Genomic DNA, 20,048 nt, shown 5'->3' with positions numbered 1-20,048 from the left:
AAGAGAGGTGATGTCTATGGGCAATTCATCAAAATCTGACGGAAAGGAGGGAGCACTCTTTTGACCGCTTTTGAAGTTGTACAAACTATCTTAAGTTTTGGTAGCTTTACCATTACTTTGATTGGCTTGTGCTATAAAATTTTCAAAGATGACGACAAAAAGAAATAACCCGTCCCCACTTTTGAACGAGTTGTTGGACGAGTTATAGTCTGATAACGAGTCACCGTCTTAAACGGTTCTACATTGGAGTTGAGTTCCCGCTCAGCTCCTTTTTCTATTTCATTATACCATATTCTGTCATTATTTCAAGTAATCATATCATTTTTCACGACAGACGTATGAAATAGCTATTTACGAATTATAGTACAGTTTAGAGTGGATACTCATAGTCTTTTCCCTATAGCAAAACAGCTAAATAATAAAACATATTTTTGAAAAATCCGAAGGATTTTCGAGAAATTCTCTAGTTTTTCATCCTTTAATACTACATGAAAGTTTAGCTTTCGGCAATTACAGGTCTGGGTTCTCAATATTTCAGAATAAAAAATCATATTTTAGAAATAATTTGGAAAAATTTTCTTCATGCGTTTGTCGTGATCATTTTTTAGTTTGGTGGAGACATCAGGTTTTTTCTTATTATAGTAGAGAAGTATTGGAGTGAGAGTTGAAGGTGAATCTCTAAAAGTGATAGCTTAAGTAGATGGTGATATATTTCTATAAAACTGAGGGGCACCAGCTATTTTATCTCATTCTTTATTTTTTTGAAGAAATATAAGCTGGAGAATGGTGAATGTATGCATACCTAGGGCGGATTAGCTATTTATAAAATAGGTAATTTTCTTTGTGTAATGTGGTATAATGATAGGTGAATCAATTCGTTATATTATGCACACCCTTTGGACCTCTTGCACACCCCTAGAAAGGAAAAACTTAAAATTGTATTACCAATTTCTACTATTCGACCTTGACCATACCTTGTTGGATTTTGCAGCAGGGGAGGAAGTAGCCTTAACCCAGTTTTTGGAAGCTATGGAAGTAACAGATATGGCGAGCTTTAAAGCCTATTATAAACCGATGAATCAGGCTATGTGGAAGGATTTGGAGCAGGGAAAAATCAGCAAGCTTGATTTAATCAACACACGTTTTTCCCGCGCTTTTTCCCATTTTGGTCGTGAGGTAGATGGCCGAGAAATGGCGCTTCTGTACCAGAAATTCATTAGCCAACAGGGTCAGACATTTGAGGGGGTTGTAGAGTTATTACAGGAGCTGACAGACCTAGGATATGAGCTTTATGGAGCAACAAATGGTGTGACCTATATTCAGGAAAATCGGATGGCTCATTCACCCATCCAACCTTTTTTCAAGGAAATCTTTATTTCTGAGCAAATGGGGACCAAAAAGCCTGAGGCTCTCTTTTATGACAAAATAGCAGAGCAGATTACAGGTTTTACCAAAGAAACAGCCTTGATGATTGGAGACAGTTTGACAGCAGATGTTCAGGGTGGCAATAATGCAGGAATTGACACTGTTTGGTACAATCCACAGGGGCTAGAAAATCACACTAGTGCTAAACCAACCTATGAAGTCAGCAATTATCAAGAATTGCTAACCTTATTGCAAGTCAATCAGTCAGGAGGAGAAAAATGCTAGCTAAATCCTTGCATGAAATTCGTGTCTTTGAAAATTTTGAAATGGTCTCATCTGAAAAGGGTCATGTCGTGGTTACAACAGAAGTAGTCGAAAAGTCCTTAAATTATTATGGATTTGCCCACGGAGGTTATCTCTTTACGCTTTGTGATCAGATTAGTGGCTTGGTTGCAATTTCGACGGGAGCTGATGCCGTAACGCTCCAATCGAGTATCAATTACCTCAAGTCAGGTAAGCTAGGAGATACCCTTTTGATTGATGGTAGGTGTGTACATGACGGCAGAACGACTAAGGTAGTGGATGTGACTGTAACCAATCAAAAGCAGGAAGAAATTGTCAAAGCTACCTTTACCATGTTTGTCACAGGTGAGCATAAAAATCGATTGCAGTAGTCTTGGAAGAAGTATAGAAACTAGGTATATGCATGAAAATGAAATCCATTTTATTCAGTTTATCTTTAGTAGCACTCGTGGCCTGTGCTAAGCCAAAGGTTGAACAGCAAGGAGCATCAACTACTGAATCCTCCCTTGCCCCAACTCAATCACAGGTCGCAGAAGAAAGTAAGTCTTCAACGACAGAGGCATCTCAAGAAGCAAAAGATTCAGCTACCAAAGCGAGTTTCAACGGTTCTTATTATAGTGTACAGGGAAAATATGGTGAGATTGTGATTGTGAATAAAAAGCATCCTCTTGCTAGTGATTACAATCCTGGAGAAATGCCAGAGGCGGTAGCTGCTTTTCGTGACTTGGTGGCGCAAATGTACTCCCTAGGATATGATGTTTCAACGACCAACTATAGCGGTTTTCGCTCCTACGAGACGCAGGCGAACCTCTACCAATCCTATGTCGCAAATGACGGTAAAGGAAATGCAGATCGTTATTCCGCACGAGCTGGTTACAGTGAGCACCAGACAGGCTTGGCCTACGATATTTTGGATAGTAGTGGAGCCCTTCTAACAGAACCTAGTGCGACCAAATGGCTGGCAGAACATGCTCATGAGTACGGCTTTATTGTCCGCTATTTACCTGAGAAAGAGTATAGTACAGGTTACATGGCAGAATCTTGGCATATCCGCTATATTGGACAAGAAGCGACAGATATTTATCAATCTGGCCAAACCCTTGAAGAATACCTTGGAGTCGCAGGTGGAGATTATGAGGATTAGAAGGTGTAAAGTTTATATAGGGATGTTTATTAAAAAATAGCAGAGATGATAGTCAACAAAAAAGTAGGCTAGTCCTGCTTTTTTTGTTACAATAAGAGTGATGAACGATTTGATAAAAGACAAACTAGAATTACTCCCAGATAGCCCAGGGTGTTATTTACATAAGAATCAATACGGTAAGATTATCTACGTTGGTAAGGCGAAAAATCTGCGCAATCGCGTCCGTTCCTATTTTCGTGGGAGCCATGATACTAAGACAACGGCTTTGGTGTCTGAAATTGCGGATTTCGAGTTTATTGTAACCGAGTCCAATATCGAAGCCCTGCTCTTAGAAATCAATCTGATTCAGGAAAATAAGCCACGTTATAATATCATGCTCAAGGATGATAAGTCCTATCCCTTTATCAAGATTAGTAATGAGCGGCATCCGCGCCTGATGATTACCCGTCAGGTTCGTAAGGACGGTGGGCAGTATTTTGGTCCTTATCCAGATGTGGGTGCTGCCAACCAAACCCTCAAGCTACTTGAGCGCCTCTATCCCTTTCGTAAATGCAAGTTGCCAGAAAACAAATACTGCCTGTATTACCATTTGGGTCAATGTTTAGCACATGGTGAGCACATGCCTAGTCGAGAGGATTATGCCCAAATGGCGACTGAAGTCAGCCAATTTTTGACAGGCCATGATGACAAGATTGTCCACCAGCTTCAGGAAAAAATGCAGGTTGCAGCAGACAATTGGGAATTTGAAAAAGCTGCCGAATACCGTGATATTCTCCAGTCTATTTCAACCTTACGCACCAAGCAGCGAGTGATGGCCAAGGATTTACAGGACCGAGACGTGTTTGGTTACTATGTCGAAAAGGGCTGGATGTGTGTACAGGTATTTTTTGTCCGTCAAGGAAAACTGATTGAGCGCAATGTTAACCTCTTTCCGTATTACAATGAGGCTGAAGAGGACTTTTTGACCTATCTGGGGCAATTCTATCGAAATCAACAGCATTTAATTCCCAAAGAAGTACTGATTCCACAGGATATTGATGAAGAAGCAGTTAAAAGTCTTGTTGCTGCTAAGATTGTCAAACCTCAGCGTGGAGAGAAGAAACAGCTTCTCCAACTTGCGACCAAGAATGCGCGTGTCAGCTTGCAGCAGAAATTCAATCTCCTAGAAAAAAATCTGGAAAAAACGCAAGGTGCAATTGAGAACATTGGCCAGTTGCTTGGTATTCCTACGCCAGTTCGGATAGAAGCCTTTGATAACTCCAACATAATGGGAACCAGCCCAGTTTCTGCCATGGTCGTTTTTGAAAATGGTGTTCCCAATAAAAAAGAATACCGTAAGTACAAAATCAAAACGGTCGAAGGACCAGACGATTATGCTTCCATGCGAGAAGTACTCTATCGCCGTTATAGTCGTGTCCAAAAGGAAGGTTTAACACCGCCAGATTTGATTGTCATTGATGGAGGTCAAGGTCAGGTCAATGTGGCAAAAGAAGTCATTGAACAAGAACTCGGTATGAGTATTCCGATTGCTGGGTTGCAAAAAAATGATAAACACCAGACACACGATATGCTTTTTGGGAATCCTTTACAGGTTATTCCCCTTTCTCGAAATTCACAGGAATTTTTCCTCCTGCAACGGATTCAAGATGAGGTACACCGTTTTGCTATCACCTTCCATAGGCAGGTTCGGTCAAAAAATTCCTTCTCATCCAAACTGGATAACATTGAAGGACTTGGACCAAAGCGTAAACAAACTCTGTTGAAACACTTTAAATCCTTGACAAAAATTCAAGAAGCTAGTTTACAGGAAATTGCTGAAGCAGGTGTTCCTTATAAAGTAGCCCAAGCGGTAAAAGAAAAGCTAAATGAGCAAGATCAGCGTTGAAATAATCAGCTTTTCATGATAAAATGAGTGGAAAGATGTATAGAATATTCATATGTAAAAGGAGACATCATGGCATTTGGAGAAGAAAAACACAAGAAAAATACATTTGAAAAAATCACCCTGATCATCGTAGTAGTGATGGTTTTGGCAACACTAGCTGGACTGATTTTACCAGCAATTAGTGCCATTAGGTAATCTGCGGGGCTAGGAGGACTCAATCCTTTAGCCCTTATTTTATGAAGCAGCAAGAGGAAGAAATAGGTAAGAAAATGAGTATGTTTTTAGATACAGCCAAAATCAAGGTTAAGGCTGGTAAGGGCGGAGATGGTATGGTAGCCTTTCGCCGTGAAAAATATGTCCCAAATGGTGGCCCGTGGGGCGGAGATGGCGGCCGTGGTGGCAACGTTGTTTTTGTGGTTGATGAAGGCTTGCGAACCCTTATGGATTTCCGCTATAATCGCCAATTTAAGGCTGATTCTGGTGAGAAAGGAATGACCAAGGGGATGCATGGTCGTGGGGCAGAAGATTTGTTCGTTCGTGTCCCACAGGGAACAACTGTTCGAGATGCGGAAACGGGCAAGGTCATTACAGACTTGGTAGAACATGGTCAAGAGTTTATCGTAGCGCATGGTGGTCGCGGGGTCGTGGCAATATTCGCTTTGCGACACCGAAAAATCCTGCTCCTGAAATTTCTGAAAATGGAGAACCAGGTGAAGAACGCCAACTCGAATTAGAATTAAAAGTCTTAGCTGATGTCGGTTTGGTTGGTTTTCCTTCTGTTGGAAAATCTACTTTACTCAGCGTGATTACAGCCGCAAAACCTAAAATTGGTGCTTATCATTTCACAACCATTGTGCCAAATCTTGGTATGGTACGTACCAAATCAGGTGAATCTTTTGCAGTAGCTGATTTACCAGGTTTGATTGAAGGAGCTAGCCAAGGTGTGGGACTGGGAACTCAGTTCCTCCGCCATATCGAACGCACACGAGTCATCCTGCACGTTCTTGATATGTCTGCCAGTGAGGGGCGAGATCCTTATGAGGATTATATCGCAATTAATAATGAGTTAGAAACATACAACCTCCGCCTTATGGAACGTCCACAGATTATCGTAGCCAATAAAATGGATATGCCAGATGCGGAAGAAAACTTGAAGGTATTCAGGCAAAAATTAGCAGCCAACTATGATGAGTTTGATGAACTGCCTCAAATTTTTCCGATTTCTGGGCTAGCACATCAAGGTCTAGAAAATCTGTTAGAAGCAACGGCTGAATTGCTTGATAAGACCCCAGAATTCCTCTTGTACGATGAGGCAGACTTTGAAGCAGAAGAAGCCTACTATGGCTTTAACCCAGACGAACCAGAATTTGACATCAGTCGTGCGGACGATGCAAGTTGGATTTTATCTGGTGAGAAACTGGAAAAACTCTTTACTATGACCAACTTTGATCGCGATGAGTCCGTCATGAAGTTTGCTCGTCAATTGCGTGGTATGGGAGTCGATGAAGCCCTCCGTGCTCGTGGTGCTAAGGATGGCGACATTGTCCGAATCGGCACATTTGAATTTGAGTTTGTGGATTAACGTTGGAAGCACATCTAAGTCAATGACTTGATGTGCTACGGTAGCCACTAGGGTGGTCTACCTACCAACCTTACTAACTCCGTCCAACCAGTAATATCGACTGGTTGGACTACGTGTCGTAACGAATGGATGCTATCTAATGAGTGGACGGCAAATCCTATGAGACTTTGCCTAAGCCCCTTACTAGCTCGACAAGAAATTAGTATTGAATTTCTTGTCTCACGTCGTAACGTCTGGAATGCTATTCGCTATGGCGATCTGCTCAATCCTCTCATTAGCTCCAAAGGTTTGGGGAACCTTTGGAGGTTGGAGATAAGACTAACGTAGTTAGTGGCATTACTAGATTAATATCGAATGCCGTTCCTCACGTCGTAACGCTTGCTAATCAATCGTATTTATCTGTACTCGTCCGTAATACCGACTGGTTGGACTACGTGTTGTAACGAATGGATGTGGACGGCAGTCGTTATGGCGATCTGCTTAATCCTCTCATTAGCTCCAAAGGTTTGGGGAACCTTTGGAGGTTGGAGATAAGACTAACGTAGTTAGTGGTATTACTAAATTAATATCGAATGACTTTCTGAATGTCATGACAGCTACAGTACCCTACCTATCAGGCTTACGAATGTGGTGTCGTTACCGATGGTGATGATAGAGTGTGGAAATGAATTTTACGAACTCTTTGGAATCTAAAAAATGGAGGTTTTTATTATGGGTGACAAACCAATATCCTATAAGGATAAGGATGGAAATTTTGTTTCGGCAGCCGATGTTTGGAATGCAGAAAAACTAGAGGAACTCTTCAATAAACTCAATCCAAATCGCAAATTTCGCCTTGAGCGTGAGAAAATGAAGCAAGAAAAGCATGGCTAAAAGCTGGGAAATTCCCAGCTTTTTGCATTCCAATTATAGGTCGTCCTTGCGAATTTCAGTCAATCCATTTTGATCCAGCAGGTAAACCTTATCGCAGACTTCTTTAAGAAAGGTTCGGTCATGGGATACAGCTAGGATTGCTCCTTCAAAATCCTGAAAGAGTTGCCGTACTTGAGGTTGGGAAGTCGGCGAAAAATTCCGTGTAGGCTCATCGAGTAATAAAACTGGACTGGCCTCTAGGACCATTTTTAGTAGGAGTAGCTTGGCTTGTTGACCACCAGATAGAGAGGAAATAGAATGGCGAGCCTCTTCTCGGCTAAATTGGAGACTAGCCAGATGAGTGAGGACTCGTTCCTCCTCTTTTTTATCAGGCGAATGTGTCAGAAAATCGAGTGGTGAAGCAGTTGCATCAAGCAGGTCTGGATAATTCTGGGGCATATAGCCAATCGAATAACTAGCTTGCTCTTGTAACATACGATAGATTTGCTTGAGGAGGCTCGATTTTCCAGCACCATTTGTGCCGATAATACCTATCTTTTCCTGGGTCAAAAAGCGAAAATGCACACTCGGAACTAAGATTGTATCTCCTACTTGAAGAGAATAGTCAACTAGTTCGATAATGGGTTTGTGAACTGGCAAGCTCTCTATCTCGCTGAAATACAGGCGAATGTGATCTTCCTGAGTCGGAATCTCTGTCATAGCAGCTGCTTCTTTTTCATGGCGTTTTTCTTGAGCAAGGACAGCCTTCATCTTTTTGGAAATTAGTCGTCCTGCGGTTGCGTCATGGGTATTGCGGACAGTGTGTTCAACGCTTTGGTGAATGCGGTGGTGGCGTGCCAGTTTCTTTTGATGTTCCAAGCGTTCGTTGCGAGCCTGCTTGAGCTGACGATGAAACTGGTCTTCCCGCCCTTGAGCGTAGCTAGCGTAATTCAGTGTTTGAACTGTTGTCCGTGCTACTTGGCGTTTTTTAATGCGTTCTAAATGGACGATTTTTGTAGCGGTTTGACGTAAAAAGGTTTCATCGTGAGAGACAAAAATTACGGTTTTAGGAGTTTGTTGGATAAATCGTTCTAGCCATTTGAGGGTTGCCAAATCCAAATCATTAGAAGGTTCGTCGAGAAAGAGAATGTCTGTTTCTAGAGATAATTCTTTGATGAGTTGAATTTTTAATTTTTCCCCACCAGATAGGGCTGAAAGCAGTTGTGCATCTGCGAAACGCTCGCTGTCAAATTGCAATTCCTTGGCATAGCGGTAGAGGGCAGTATAGTCCACGTTCCTCTCACTTGGACCAAAGAAATAATCGTTGAGCGTGAGTGTTTCCAGTCGCTTTGGTAACTGCTGGGGAATAAAGCTATAATAGACGAAATCTCGGTAAATCTGCCCTGTAAACTGAATGTAGGATTGAACCAACTCTTCTTTCATCATCCATTTGAGGAGGCTGGATTTTCCGTTTCCCTCCTCTCCAATCAGAGCAACCTTATCCCCTCTATTTACGACTAGAGATAGGTCAGTCACCAAATCCGTCAAATCTTTTTCATGAGTCATGGTCAAGTGTTTAATCTGTAACATAAATCCTCCTTTTTGAAAAGAAGCTAGAAACCGCTCTTTCAAGATGCAAAAATAGCCCTACTTTAGCTAGTAGAGCTGGAGTTTTGTATCAAATGCTTCCTTTTAAAAAGAGGGTGAGACCCAAAAAGTCCATGCAAAAAAAGAGATACAAACCACTATCTGTCTACTAGGGAAAGTATGTCGGCACGCAAAAGACTGTAGCAAGGCTACGTCATTTTCCGTACTCAAACGTTCACCAATAGACTTAGTTGTTCATTCTCCTATTACCTCCGGATATGTATACGCTTACTTTATCATAGAAAAATTTTCTTGTCAATAGATTTTTAAACTTGGATTTGCAGAAATAGGGGAGGTAATGACAAGAAATTATTGCAAATAATACTCGTCAAAAATCAAAAACTGACGGCTGTTAACTCACCTTGCTTCAACAGTCCAGCGGACTGTTAAGGTTAGAAATAGGGTCAGCGAAGGACTGTTTGTTAGTCTCTCACATAACGGAACTGTTGAGACCGTAAACTCAAAAGTTAGCAATGAAACTGAGAAGGAAGTTGTTTGCGTTTGCACGATTTTATAACGTATCGAAAAAGGCTACTGTTGATATGAATAGAGTATGAGAAGCTCAGCAGTTGTCGTTCTTTCAAGCAAAATATAGTGAATTGAATAAAAATTAGGACATCGTTATACTCTATAAAAATCAAAATCTGACTAGGCAACGAAATCGTAGCTAGAACTGAAGTTCAGCAAGGTGAGTTAACGACGTCAGACTTTGATTTTTGACGAGTATAAGTCGCTTTGCTTCAATAGTCCAGTAGACTGTTGAAGGTTGGAAATAGGGATTATGGAGTAATCCTCAGTTAACGCCAGTTCTATCTGTAGCTCCTTGCCTTGTCCTATTCCTTTCTCAATCCACGATAAAATCCCTCTATCCTGAATGATAGGGGGATTTTATCGTGGTCTTATTCTATTGTTTGTACTTCTTGCTTAGCTTGTTCTTTTAGTGCTTGTTTTTGAGTTTCCAATTCTTTCTGGGTTTGTTTTAGCTCACCTTTGATGGAGAAGTGTTTTCCCATGCCAAGAAGACTAGCGATAATGGCACCAAGCAGGACTGAAATCAGAATCAAAATGATAAGAGGTAACTGGAAAGAACCAAAGAGATAGCTAACCTTGACCGTTGCCATATTGGCAAGAGACAGGCCTGCAATGAGGAGGATTAGTAGTAGGACGATAATGTAGTGCAGCTGAGAATCTCCTATTCTTCTTCAAAACGAGCCTTACTTTTGACATCGCCGTATTCTTCAGGTTTTTCAAGAGCTAGAATGTCATCATAAGATGGAAATTTTATGTCCTGACCGTATTTATTGCGGAGGGCAGTGGTAACGAGGCGGTAAGCGAGGTTGGCATTGCGTGAGAGGATTGGACCGTGGAAGTAGCTTCCAAACGTATTTTTGTAGTGCATACCTTCACCGCCGTCTTCGTTATTATTTCCATTCCCATAAATCGTTCGGCCAAGTGGTTTTTGGTTGTCGGCTAAAAATGTTCGTCCTTGGTGATTTTCAAAACCATAGTAGGTCTCATTAAACTCTTCATTATGAATCTTGATATCTCCAATGAAGCGGTTATTGACTTGGTTGAGCGTATGGTGACCAAGAATGCCTAGCCCATCAATTTTGCGGCCACTTGCTTCGATATAGTATTGTCCAAGTAATTGAAAGCCACCACAGATGGCAAGAACCACCCCGTCATTTTCAATGAATTCAGCGAGTGCATCTTTTTTAGTTGGCAAATCTTTTGCAAGGATAGACTGCTCATAGTCTTGTCCTCCACCGAAAAAGGCAATATCATAAAAATCCTTGTCAAACTGATCTTCTAACGATACGATGTCTACTTGAACACTCGCCCCTAATTTTTCAGCAACATACTTGAGCATAAGGATATTTCCATTATCTCCGTAGGTATTCATCAAATCGCCGTAGAGATGAGCAATGTTGAGCTGATAGGGATAGTCATTAGCTGGGCTTGAGAGTGATGTATACACCATATTATTTCATCTCCTTTCCAACGATTTGCCGTTGCGCAAGAATATCGCGCAGTTCTAACATGGCAGTATAGGTGGCAAGAATGTAGGTATGCTGGGTAGGGTTGCTTTCAATAGCAGACAGAACATCTGGAATTGCTTCATGTTGTTCAATCGCCTCTGCTGTATAGCCTGTTACCCGTAGTCTTCGTGCAATTTCAGATGCTCGTGCTCCTCCTGTGATGATACGAGGAATGGACATGTCCATTATTCGTTCAAAATCGGCATCCCAAATCCAACTGGTATCAATACCGTCTGCGTAATTAGCATTGAGTAGGACAGCTAAGTTAAATTCGTAGGGAGCTAAGTGAATCATTTCAAGAGCCTGTGTTGCACCGACTGGATTTTTAATCAAGACGAGAGTACACTCTTTATCTCCTAAGCGGAAGGTTTCTTGACGACCAAAGACCGCCTTACTCTTATCAAAACCAGCTTTGATAATATCAGGAGTTACACCTAGAAATTCTGCCACACTGACTGCTGCAAGGGCATTATAAATATTATAGAGGCCTCCGATGTTAATCTTGTATTCTTGACCGTCGATGACGAAGGTAGAAGATACATGCGTAATTTCTTTTAAGTCGGTGAGCTTGTAGTCCAAGTCAGGACGGGCAAATCCACAAGACAGACAAATGTAGCTACCAAGATTGGCATAGGTATTCATCTTATACTGCAAAATATGGTGGCATTGCGGACAGAGGATTCCCTCGGTGTTGTAATGAGCGAGTTGTGGCTCGTGTTCGTCTGTTGCAAAGCCGTAATATTTTACTGGATTGATTAACTTGGTCGAATGAAAGAGTGGGCTATCCCCATTTGCAAGGATAGTGGCGGAAGGTGCCTTAGCAGCTCCGTCAACAATCATCTGATAGGTTGTATAAATCTCACCGTAGCGATCCATCTGATCGCGGAAGATATTGGTAAAGACAATCAAACTTGGCTGAATAAATTCGGTCACCTTAGCTAGACTAGCTTCGTCAATTTCAAGTACCGCAATTTTCTTTCCATTCTTATTTTTCTTAGCAGACAAGAAAGTAGCGGTAATCCCGGTTAACATATTGGCGCCGCTGGTATTGGTTGTTACGGATCCAAAGGCTTCTTCTAAAATGCCAACCGTCAATGCCGTTGTCAGTGTCTTCCCATTGGTCCCTGTAATGACGACGATTTCATAGTCTTTTGCAAGGCTGTTTAAAATGTGTTTATCAAATTGGAGGGCAATTTTTCCTGGCAGTGTAGTCCCGCGTCCTAGCTTACTGAGGATCGCTTGAGATGTTTTTCCTGCAAGAAGCCCGAAAGCTGTATTTAGTTTCATCATGGATTTATTTTATCATAAAACACGCCTTTTTTCTAGAGTGGAGATGGCGATAGCGTAAGCATGCTGAAAAGAGGTGCATACGTAGCTGTGTTCGTGGATTCACCATATTCCTAAGGATAAGATAAAAAAGAATGACAATTTGGAGGGGGTATATCGATGGTCTTTTCATAAAATTTGCTTCAAAGTATGGTATAATGTGAACAGTAAGAATATAGAAAGTTTGTGAAGTAGATGCTTAACCTCAACCAGTTACTCGATGTCAATTATTGGTCCAGTCTATTAGTCAGCCCTTGGGCAGCCCTGTTGCACCTAGTTGATATTACACTAGTCAGCTATATCATTTATCGTTTTAGTAAGGCCTTAGCAGGCACCAAAATTATGACCTTAGTTCGCGGGGTTTTTCTCTTTTTATTCTTCCAAATTTTGGCAACGCTACTCGGACTTCAAACCATTTCTTGGCTGATGAATCAGGTTATTACCTATGGGGTTATTGCTGCTGTGGTGATTTTTGCCCCTGAGATTCGGACTAGTCTGGAAAAACTTGGGCGTACGACTCAATTGTTTGCGCGTGTAGAATTAAGTGCAGAAGAAGCGTTGATTCAGGCGTTTGTCAAATCAGTTTCCTATATGGCCCCCCGAAAAATTGGAGCTCTCGTAGCAGTGGAGCGGGCACAAACCTTACGTGAGTATTGCGCGACAGGAATCTCTCTTAATGCAGATATTTCAAGTGAATTGCTTATCAATATTTTTATTCCAAATACGCCACTACATGATGGAGCTGTGATTATTCAAGAAAATAAAATAGCGGTCTCTTGTGCTTATTTGCCGTTGACAGAAAGTGCAGGAATTTCCAAGGAATTCGGTACCAGACACCGGGCTGCAATTGGTTTAGCAGAAGTATCAGATGCCTTTGTTTTTATCGTCTCTGAAGAAACTGGAAATATTTCTGTGGCCTATAATGGCTTATTTAAGCATGGGTTGAGTATCGAAGACTTTGAAGAGGAGCTACGGCGTCTCTTTATTCCTGAAGAAGTGGAAAAAAAGAGTTGGCTAAGTCGCTTAGGGGTGGAAAGAATGCAAGATAAGTTAAAAAAAGTCGCTCATTTATTGCTATCTGCTCTGATGGCACTTGTGTTATTCTTTTATGCAACAACGACCAACTATAAAAATTCAATCTCGGCCTCAAAGCCAGTCAAACAAGTAACGGAATCAGAGACGTACACGCATACTCTTAGCAATGTACCGATTGAAATCAAATACGATAGTGAGAAATATTTTATCTCAGGCTTTTCTTCCACTGTTTCAGTTGCCTTAACCAGCTCAAATAGAGTTATTTTGCAACGCGAAACAGATGAAGCAACTCGGACTTTTTTGGTCAGCGCAGATTTGAGTAATTTGACAAGCGGTACGCATACTGTAGATTTGGTCACTTCTAATTTGCCAACGGGTGTAAAAGCGAAGTTAAATCCAGAAAATATAACCGTTAAAATTGGAAAAAAAGTTAGTAAAAATTATGCGGTTCAAGGAATCGTTACTAATAATCAATTGGCAGAGGGGTACAGCTTATCTAAAGTAACGGTCAATGTATCTTCTGTGAAAGTGACAACCGATGAAGATACGATGTCACACATTGAACGAATTGAAGCGGTTGTACCAGATGCAGATGAACTATCTGATGATTTTTCAGGTACAGCAACGATTCAAGCGGTGGACAATAAAGGAAATGTCTTACCTGTCGTCTTATCACAAGATGATGCAACCCTACAAGCGACAATCGTAAAAACAAAATAAGAAAGAAAAGAGATAAAAATGGGAAAATATTTTGGAACAGACGGTGTTCGTGGAGAAGCAAATGTTGAATTGACGCCAGAATTAGCCTTTAAACTAGGCCGTTTTGGTGGCTATGTATTGAGTCAACATGAAACCGAAACACCACGGGTGTTCGTTGGCCGTGATACGCGCATCTCAGGACAAATGTTAGAAGCAGCCCTAGTAGCAGGCCTTTTGTCTGCTGGGATTCATGTCTACAAGCTAGGTGTGATTGCAACTCCAGGCGTGGCTTATTTGGTGCGGACTGAAAAAGCAAGCGCAGGGGTTATGATTTCAGCGAGCCATAATCCTGCCCAAGATAACGGAATCAAATTCTTTGCAGGTGATGGCTTTAAGTTAGATGATGCATTAGAAGCAGAAATTGAAGCACTCCTTGATGCGGAAGAAGATACCCTACCTCGTCCGTCTGCTCAAGGTCTAGGAGATGTGGTCGATTATCCAGAAGGTCTTAGAAAATACCAGGAATTTCTTGTTTCTACAGGATTTGATTTAGAGGGAATGAAGGTAGCTCTTGATACAGCAAATGGTGCAGCCAGTACCTCTGCTCGTCAGGTCTTTGCAGATTTGAGTGCGCAATTAGCTGTTATGGCAGAAAAACCAGACGGTCTAAATATCAATGATGGTGTCGGCTCAACCCACCCTGAAGCCTTACAGGAGTTAGTTAAAGAAACAGGCAGTCAAATTGGTCTAGCCTTTGACGGAGATAGCGATCGCTTGATTGCAGTTGATGAAAAAGGTGAGTTGGTTGATGGTGATCGCATTATGTATATCATCGGTAAATACTTGGCAGATCGTGGATTACTGGCGCAACAGACCATTGTAACGACAGTCATGTCAAACCTTGGCTTCCACAAGGCTTTGGACCGAGAAGGGATTGCTAAAGCTGTAACGGCTGTTGGTGACCGCTATGTGGTCGAAGAAATGCGCAAGTCAGGCTACAATGTCGGCGGTGAGCAGTCTGGTCACGTTATCCTTATGGATTATAATACGACAGGAGATGGCCAGTTGACAGCTGTTCAATTGACCAAAATCATGAAAGAAACTGGGAAAAACCTGTCTGAATTGGCTAGTGAAGTCACCATCTATCCACAAAAATTAGTCAATATTCGTGTTGAAAATAGCATGAAAGATCAGGCGATGGAAGTTGAAGCAATTGCTGCAATTATTGAAAAAATGGAGAATGAAATGGCTGGTAATGGTCGGATTCTTGTCCGTCCAAGTGGAACAGAACCGCTTTTACGAGTTATGGCAGAAGCTCCGACCGATGCAGAAGTGGATTACTATGTTGATACGATTGCTGATGTGGTGAGAGCAGAGATTGGTATTGATTAGAGCAATTGTCAGCTTGTAATGGAACAATAACATAAAGGGAAGTTTGGGACCCAATCACCGTCTCAAACTTCCTTTGATGTATAGATGATAGAGGAAAAAACGTGAGTATTTTAGAAGTAAAAAATTTAAGTCATGGCTTTGGAGATCGTGCCATTTTTGAAAATGTCTCCTTTCGCCTTTTAAAAGGCGAGCATATCGGACTCGTAGGAGCAAATGGAGAAGGGAAATCAACCTTCATGTCCATTGTGACAGGTCAATTGCATCCAGACGAGGGAAAAGTTGAGTGGTCCCGCTATGTTACAGCAGGGTATCTGGACCAGCATGCGAAACTCGAAAAAGGGCAATCTGTGCGTGATGTGTTACGAACCGCTTTTGATGAATTGTTTAAGACAGAAGAGCGCATCAATGAGATTTACCTATCTATGGCAGATGAAAATGCTGACATAGATGTCCTTATGGAAGAAGTTGGGGAATTACAAGATCGCTTGGAAAGTCGTGATTTTTATACCTTGGATGCCAAGATTGATGAAGTGGCTCGTGCTTTAGGAGTCATGGATTTTGGGATGGATAGCGATGTTACGGAGTTATCTGGTGGACAAAGGACTAAGATTTTATTAGCCAAGCTCTTGCTTGAAAAACCGGATATTCTACTGCTTGATGAGCCGACCAACTATTTGGATGCGGAGCATATTGACTGGCTCAAACGCTATTTGCAAAATTATGAAAATGCCTTTGTTTTGATTTCCCATGATATTCCATTTTTAAATGACGTGATTAATATTGTCTACCATGTGGAAAATCAACAATTAACGCGCTACTCAGGTGACTATTACCAGTTCCAAGAAGTACATGCCATGAAGCGTGCCCAGTTAGAAGCAGCCTATGAGCGTCAGCAAAAAGAAATTGCCGACCTTCAGGACTTTGTCAACCGTAATAAGGCTCGTGTTGCCACCCGTAATATGGCCATGTCTCGCCAGAAAAAACTTGATAAAATGGAGATTATTGAGCTACAGGCTGAGAAACCAAAACCGTCCTTTGATTTTAAAATGGCACGAACTCCGAGTCGCTTTATCTTTCAGACCAAAGATTTGGAAATTGGCTATGACCGTGTTCTCAATCGCAAGCCACTAAATCTGACCTTTGAACGCAATAAGAAAATTGCCATTATCGGAGCGAATGGGATAGGAAAATCTACCTTGCTAAAAAGTTTATTAGGCTTGATTCCGTCCTTAGGTGGTCAGGTTGAGCAGGGAGAGTATCTAGAAATTGGTTACTTTGAACAAGAGGCAGCTAGTGGTAACCGTCAAACACCACTCGAAGCAGTCTGGGACGCCTTTCCTGCCCTCAATCAGGCGGAAATCCGTGCAGCCTTGGCTCGTTGCGGTCTGACATCCAAGCACATTGAAAGCCAGATTCAGGTCTTATCAGGAGGAGAGCAGGCCAAGGTGCGTTTCTGTCTTTTGATGAATCGTGAAAACAATGTCTTGATTTTGGATGAGCCGACCAACCACTTGGATGTCGATGCTAAGGATGAATTAAAGCGTGCCCTGCAAGCCTATAAAGGTTCGATTCTCATGGTCTGCCACGAGCCTGATTTCTACCAAGGATGGGTGGATGATGTCTGGGATTTTAATGAGATGTAATAGAGTTATAGAAAAAGGTTAGGTCACCAACCTTTTTCTATAGAGTTCAGAGCATAGAGGGCAATTTTTCATTGAATCTGCTTTCTCTCGGCTCTAAGTCTGGTATTTTGTATTGAAAATTTCTTCCCTAGAATTCAACTCTCGCATGTTTCCTCTTGCATGTCCGTCTTTTTCTTGTCAAATATATGAAATCTCTTTCATTTTATGATAGAATGGTATCAATTCATACTTGAAAAGGAGAAAAAAATGACAATTGATTTTAAAGCAGAGGTGGAAAAACGCCGTGAGGATTTACTAGCTGATTTGTTTAGTTTGCTAGAAATCAACTCCGAGAGAGACGATAGCCTAGCAGATGCCGAACATCCATTTGGACCTGGACCTGTCAAAGCCCTCCACAAATTTTTAGAGATTGCGGAGCGTGACGGCTATCCAACTAAGAACGTAGACAACTATGCTGGGCATTTTGAGTACGGTGACGGTGATGAAGTCCTTGGTATCTTTGCCCACATGGATGTAGTGCCAGCAGGAAGCGGCTGGCATACAGATCCTTATACGCCGACCATTAAAGATGGGAAACTCTATGCACGTGGCTCAAGCGATGATAAGGGACCAACCATGGCTTGCTACTATGGTCTCAAAATCATTAAGGAATTAGGCTTGCCGATTTCCAAGAAAGTTCGCTTTGTCGTGGGAACAGATGAAGAATCTGGTTGGGCGGATATGGATTATTACTTTGAGCATAGTGGTGTCAAAGAACCTGATTTTGGTTTCTCACCAGACGCTGAGTTTCCGATTATCAATGGTGAAAAAGGAAATATGACCGAGTATCTTCATTTCGCTGGAGAAAATAGCGGAGCAGCACGTCTGCACACTTTTACAGGCGGCTTGCGTGAAAATATGGTGCCAGAGTCTGCAACAGCCCTCGTATCAGGTAGCTTGCCAGACCTAGCAACTAAATTGGCAGCCTTTGCGACAGAATACAAGGTCGCATTTGAACTTGTTGAAGAAGATGACAAGTACAAAGTGACCATTATTGGAAAATCAGCTCACGGAGCATCTCCACAATCTGGCGTGAATGGGGCAACTTATCTTGCTCGCTTCTTGAACCAGTTTGATTTTGCAGGACCAGCTAAGGATTACCTTGCAGTTGCAGGACAAATCTTGTTTGAAGACCACAAGGGTGAAGCGCTTGGAGTGGCACATACAGATGAGAAAATGGGGGCACTGTCTATGAATGCAGGTGTTTTCCGTTTTGATGAAGTAGCTACTGACAATACCATTGCGCTTAACTTCCGTTATCCAAAAGGCACAAGTCCAGAAGAGATTCAAGCAGTCTTGAAGGAGTTGTCGGTAGCAGATGTAACCTTATCAGAACACGGTCATACTCCGCACTATGTCCCAATGGAAGATCCGTTGGTGGCGACCTTGCTGGATGTCTACGAACGTCAAACAGGTTTACATGGTCATGAACAAGTCATCGGTGGTGGAACCTTTGGCCGTCTCTTGAAACGTGGTGTGGCTTACGGCGCTATGTTCCCTGGTTATACAGATACTATGCACCAAGCCAATGAATTTGCGGATGTAGAAGACCTCATGCGTGCAGCTGCTATTTACGCAGAAGCAATCTATGAATTGGTCAAATAAGTCATCATAAATGATAGGTTAAAGAGGAGGTTGGGCTCAAGTCCAGCCCCTTTTTACAAAGGAGGTGTTTGCATGCTAGACTTAGAAGAAATACGTGCAGCCATCATGGCAGACCCAGACAATCAAGCTTATACAGAAAAAGGGATTCAGCCCTTGTTTCAGGTAGACAGCAGGGCAAGGATTGTGATTGTTGGTCAAGCACCAGGTTTGAAGGCGCAAGAGCGTAGTCGGCTATTTGCAGATCCGAGTGGGGAGCGCTTGCGTGCTTGGTTAGGTGTGGATGAGGAGAGATTTTACCAGTCAGGACAGATTGCAATTCTACCCATGGATTTTTACTATCCAGGTAAGGGAAAATCAGGCGATTTGCCACCGAGAAAGGGGTTCGCAGAAAAATGGCACCCAGAGTTATTTTCGATGATGCCCCAGCTTGAGTTGACCCTCTTGATTGGTCAATATGCGCAAGAATATTACTTGAGAGACAGACGAAAACGCACATTGACTGAAACAGTCAAAGCCTATGAAGACTATTTACCACAGTATCTACCGCTCGTGCATCCATCTCCACGCAATAATATCTGGCAGGCGAAAAACCCTTGGTTTCAAACGGAGCTCATTCCAAGATTACAGGAAAACATAGCACAAATCTTAAATAAATAGGGGAAATATGCTATAATAATACAAAGGAGGTGTTCCTATGAAGAAAGGTGTACGTTGGATTGTCGGATTGTTCCTAATCCCTCTGATGTTCCTGCTGTTTACTCCCTCCGTGTATGCCCAAGTCCCTGATAGACCGCTAGAGTCAACGGTGCTAGATGAGACCCATTCCCTATCAAGTGACACCATTCAAGCCATTGATAGTGAGAATCATGCTTGGAAATCAACGACCGAGCAACTTCAGGTCGGGGTCTATATGACAGATTCCCTTTCAGGAGATATCGAATCTTTAGCGAATGAAGTGTTTCGCAAATGGCAGGTCGGCTTTTCAGGTACCAATAATGGTGTGCTTCTTGTCATCGCACTTGAAGATCGTAAGTTTCGGATAGAGACCTCAGATAATGCTGCAACTGTGTTGACAGATGTCGAAGCGCGACGCATCTTAGAGGACGCGCGTAGTTTTTTCCGAGAAGGGGATTACAACGGCGGTGTCCACTATATTGTGGATGCCATTGGCGATGCCTTTTATGGAACAAATAGGGCTCAAGCACGTATGGATGAGTTTGAAGAAGAACATAGCGATGATGATTCTGTCTTTGCAGTTGTTCCAATCTTAATTGTCGTGATTGTCATGGCTATCATCTTAAAGGGCAGTGGTAGAGGAGGTCGTGGTGGCCGCGGCGGTGGTGGAGACTTGCTTCTATGGATGTTGCTCAACAGCTCTAGCAGTTCTAGTGATCATTCCTCAGGATCATCTGGATCCGGCAGTGGTGGCTGGTCTGGTGGCGGCGGAGGCGGAGGCGGTGCCTCATCTGGTTGGTAATGTCGTCTTTCGTTT

General features: G+C 42.3%; 16 protein-coding genes and 3 pseudogenes. 15 read left to right on the top strand and 4 right to left on the bottom strand.

Translation table 11 applies throughout. The annotated features are described in order from the left end of the window. The first annotated feature begins 16 nt into the window (after positions 1-16). The 8 genes and pseudogenes from A4H00_RS11585 to A4H00_RS11710 all read left to right on the top strand — a co-directional run bounded on the left by A4H00_RS11585 (position 17) and on the right by A4H00_RS11710 (position 7,152). A pseudogene (locus A4H00_RS11585) lies at positions 17-168 on the top strand (putative holin-like toxin). 768 nt (positions 169-936) lie between these two features. Then, positions 937-1,650 carry a pyrimidine 5'-nucleotidase PynA gene (pynA, locus tag A4H00_RS10890; RefSeq protein WP_067091050.1) on the top strand — a complete coding sequence of 238 codons (714 nt, stop codon included), beginning with the start codon at positions 937-939 and terminating at the stop codon, positions 1,648-1,650. Beyond that, on the top strand, positions 1,644-2,039 hold the full coding sequence (locus tag A4H00_RS10885) for a PaaI family thioesterase (RefSeq protein WP_067091047.1): 396 nt from the start codon (positions 1,644-1,646) through the stop codon (positions 2,037-2,039). Before pynA ends, A4H00_RS10885 begins: the two co-directional genes overlap by 7 nt. A gap of 32 nt (positions 2,040-2,071) precedes the next feature. After that, a complete protein-coding gene (gene ldcB / locus A4H00_RS10880) occupies positions 2,072-2,812 on the top strand; it encodes an LD-carboxypeptidase LdcB/DacB (protein WP_099092177.1) in 741 nt (246 codons plus the stop codon). Positions 2,813-2,912: 100 nt separating this feature from the next. Further along, positions 2,913-4,697: an excinuclease ABC subunit UvrC gene (gene uvrC / locus A4H00_RS10875; protein ID WP_067091043.1), complete on the top strand. Its 1,785-nt coding sequence runs from the start codon at positions 2,913-2,915 to the stop codon at positions 4,695-4,697. 69 nt (positions 4,698-4,766) lie between these two features. Next, positions 4,767-4,892: a DUF4044 domain-containing protein gene (locus tag A4H00_RS11580; protein WP_082815644.1), complete on the top strand. Its 126-nt coding sequence runs from the start codon at positions 4,767-4,769 to the stop codon at positions 4,890-4,892. A 74-nt stretch (positions 4,893-4,966) separates the two neighbouring features. After that, positions 4,967-6,279: pseudogene (gene obgE, locus A4H00_RS10870) on the top strand (GTPase ObgE). A 711-nt stretch (positions 6,280-6,990) separates the two neighbouring features. After that, positions 6,991-7,152: a hypothetical protein gene (locus A4H00_RS11710; protein WP_099092176.1), complete on the top strand. Its 162-nt coding sequence runs from the start codon at positions 6,991-6,993 to the stop codon at positions 7,150-7,152. A 33-nt stretch (positions 7,153-7,185) separates the two neighbouring features. On the opposite strand, the gene A4H00_RS10865 is transcribed toward A4H00_RS11710, so the two are convergent. The 4 genes from A4H00_RS10865 to murT form a co-directional block, all read right to left on the bottom strand. Beyond that, positions 7,186-8,721: an ATP-binding cassette domain-containing protein gene (locus A4H00_RS10865; protein ID WP_067091033.1), complete on the bottom strand. Its 1,536-nt coding sequence runs from the start codon at positions 8,719-8,721 to the stop codon at positions 7,186-7,188. Between the two features lie 956 nt (positions 8,722-9,677). Next, the gene (locus A4H00_RS10860) at positions 9,678-9,974 is read right to left on the bottom strand and encodes a lipopolysaccharide assembly protein LapA domain-containing protein (protein ID WP_067091030.1); all 297 of its coding nucleotides are present in this window, start codon (positions 9,972-9,974) and stop codon (positions 9,678-9,680) included. Continuing rightward, positions 9,971-10,759 (bottom strand): lipid II isoglutaminyl synthase subunit GatD, encoded by a 789-nt coding sequence (gene gatD / locus A4H00_RS10855; protein WP_067091027.1) that lies wholly within the window; start codon positions 10,757-10,759, stop codon positions 9,971-9,973. Before gatD ends, A4H00_RS10860 begins: the two co-directional genes overlap by 4 nt. A gap of 1 nt (position 10,760) precedes the next feature. After that, the gene (murT, locus tag A4H00_RS10850) at positions 10,761-12,104 is read right to left on the bottom strand and encodes a lipid II isoglutaminyl synthase subunit MurT (protein WP_067091630.1); all 1,344 of its coding nucleotides are present in this window, start codon (positions 12,102-12,104) and stop codon (positions 10,761-10,763) included. 234 nt (positions 12,105-12,338) lie between these two features. On the opposite strand from murT, the pseudogene cdaA reads away from it, so the two are divergent. From cdaA to A4H00_RS10820, 7 genes and pseudogenes are all read left to right on the top strand, one after another. Further along, positions 12,339-13,172, top strand: a pseudogene (gene cdaA / locus A4H00_RS12255) (diadenylate cyclase CdaA); the annotation flags it as partial. A 9-nt stretch (positions 13,173-13,181) separates the two neighbouring features. Then, entirely contained in the window at positions 13,182-13,898 is a 717-nt protein-coding gene (locus tag A4H00_RS12250) for a CdaR family protein (RefSeq protein ID WP_335339465.1), read from the top strand. A gap of 18 nt (positions 13,899-13,916) precedes the next feature. Next, complete coding sequence (gene glmM / locus A4H00_RS10840; protein ID WP_067091025.1) at positions 13,917-15,269, top strand: phosphoglucosamine mutase; 1,353 nt, start codon at positions 13,917-13,919, stop codon at positions 15,267-15,269. Between the two features lie 101 nt (positions 15,270-15,370). After that, positions 15,371-16,912 (top strand): ABC-F family ATP-binding cassette domain-containing protein, encoded by a 1,542-nt coding sequence (locus A4H00_RS10835; RefSeq protein ID WP_067091023.1) that lies wholly within the window; start codon positions 15,371-15,373, stop codon positions 16,910-16,912. Positions 16,913-17,158: 246 nt separating this feature from the next. Beyond that, a complete protein-coding gene (gene pepV, locus A4H00_RS10830; RefSeq protein ID WP_067091020.1) occupies positions 17,159-18,556 on the top strand; it encodes a dipeptidase PepV in 1,398 nt (465 codons plus the stop codon). Positions 18,557-18,628: 72 nt separating this feature from the next. After that, positions 18,629-19,213: a uracil-DNA glycosylase family protein gene (locus A4H00_RS10825; protein WP_067091018.1), complete on the top strand. Its 585-nt coding sequence runs from the start codon at positions 18,629-18,631 to the stop codon at positions 19,211-19,213. 37 nt (positions 19,214-19,250) lie between these two features. Beyond that, positions 19,251-20,033 (top strand): TPM domain-containing protein, encoded by a 783-nt coding sequence (locus A4H00_RS10820; RefSeq protein ID WP_067091016.1) that lies wholly within the window; start codon positions 19,251-19,253, stop codon positions 20,031-20,033. Positions 20,034-20,048: the final 15 nt, after the last annotated feature.

Source organism: Streptococcus marmotae (assembly GCF_001623565.1).
Lineage (GTDB): Bacteria > Bacillota > Bacilli > Lactobacillales > Streptococcaceae > Streptococcus > Streptococcus marmotae.
The sequence above is the reverse complement of the archived record's forward strand: the minus strand, read 5'-3'. Positions and strand labels throughout refer to the sequence as shown.

Coding starts and splice junctions, on each gene's coding strand:
- A4H00_RS10885 (WP_067091047.1), top strand. CDS start 1,644: ATGCTAGCTAAATCCTTGCATGAAATTCGTGTCTTTGAAAATTTTGAA.
- ldcB (WP_099092177.1), top strand. CDS start 2,072: ATGAAAATGAAATCCATTTTATTCAGTTTATCTTTAGTAGCACTCGTG.
- uvrC (WP_067091043.1), top strand. CDS start 2,913: ATGAACGATTTGATAAAAGACAAACTAGAATTACTCCCAGATAGCCCA.
- A4H00_RS11580 (WP_082815644.1), top strand. CDS start 4,767: ATGGCATTTGGAGAAGAAAAACACAAGAAAAATACATTTGAAAAAATC.
- A4H00_RS11710 (WP_099092176.1), top strand. CDS start 6,991: ATGGGTGACAAACCAATATCCTATAAGGATAAGGATGGAAATTTTGTT.
- A4H00_RS10865 (WP_067091033.1), bottom strand. CDS start 8,721: ATGTTACAGATTAAACACTTGACCATGACTCATGAAAAAGATTTGACG.
- gatD (WP_067091027.1), bottom strand. CDS start 10,759: ATGGTGTATACATCACTCTCAAGCCCAGCTAATGACTATCCCTATCAG.
- murT (WP_067091630.1), bottom strand. CDS start 12,104: ATGAAACTAAATACAGCTTTCGGGCTTCTTGCAGGAAAAACATCTCAA.
- A4H00_RS12250 (WP_335339465.1), top strand. CDS start 13,182: ATGCAAGATAAGTTAAAAAAAGTCGCTCATTTATTGCTATCTGCTCTG.
- glmM (WP_067091025.1), top strand. CDS start 13,917: ATGGGAAAATATTTTGGAACAGACGGTGTTCGTGGAGAAGCAAATGTT.
- pepV (WP_067091020.1), top strand. CDS start 17,159: ATGACAATTGATTTTAAAGCAGAGGTGGAAAAACGCCGTGAGGATTTA.
- A4H00_RS10825 (WP_067091018.1), top strand. CDS start 18,629: ATGCTAGACTTAGAAGAAATACGTGCAGCCATCATGGCAGACCCAGAC.
- A4H00_RS10820 (WP_067091016.1), top strand. CDS start 19,251: ATGAAGAAAGGTGTACGTTGGATTGTCGGATTGTTCCTAATCCCTCTG.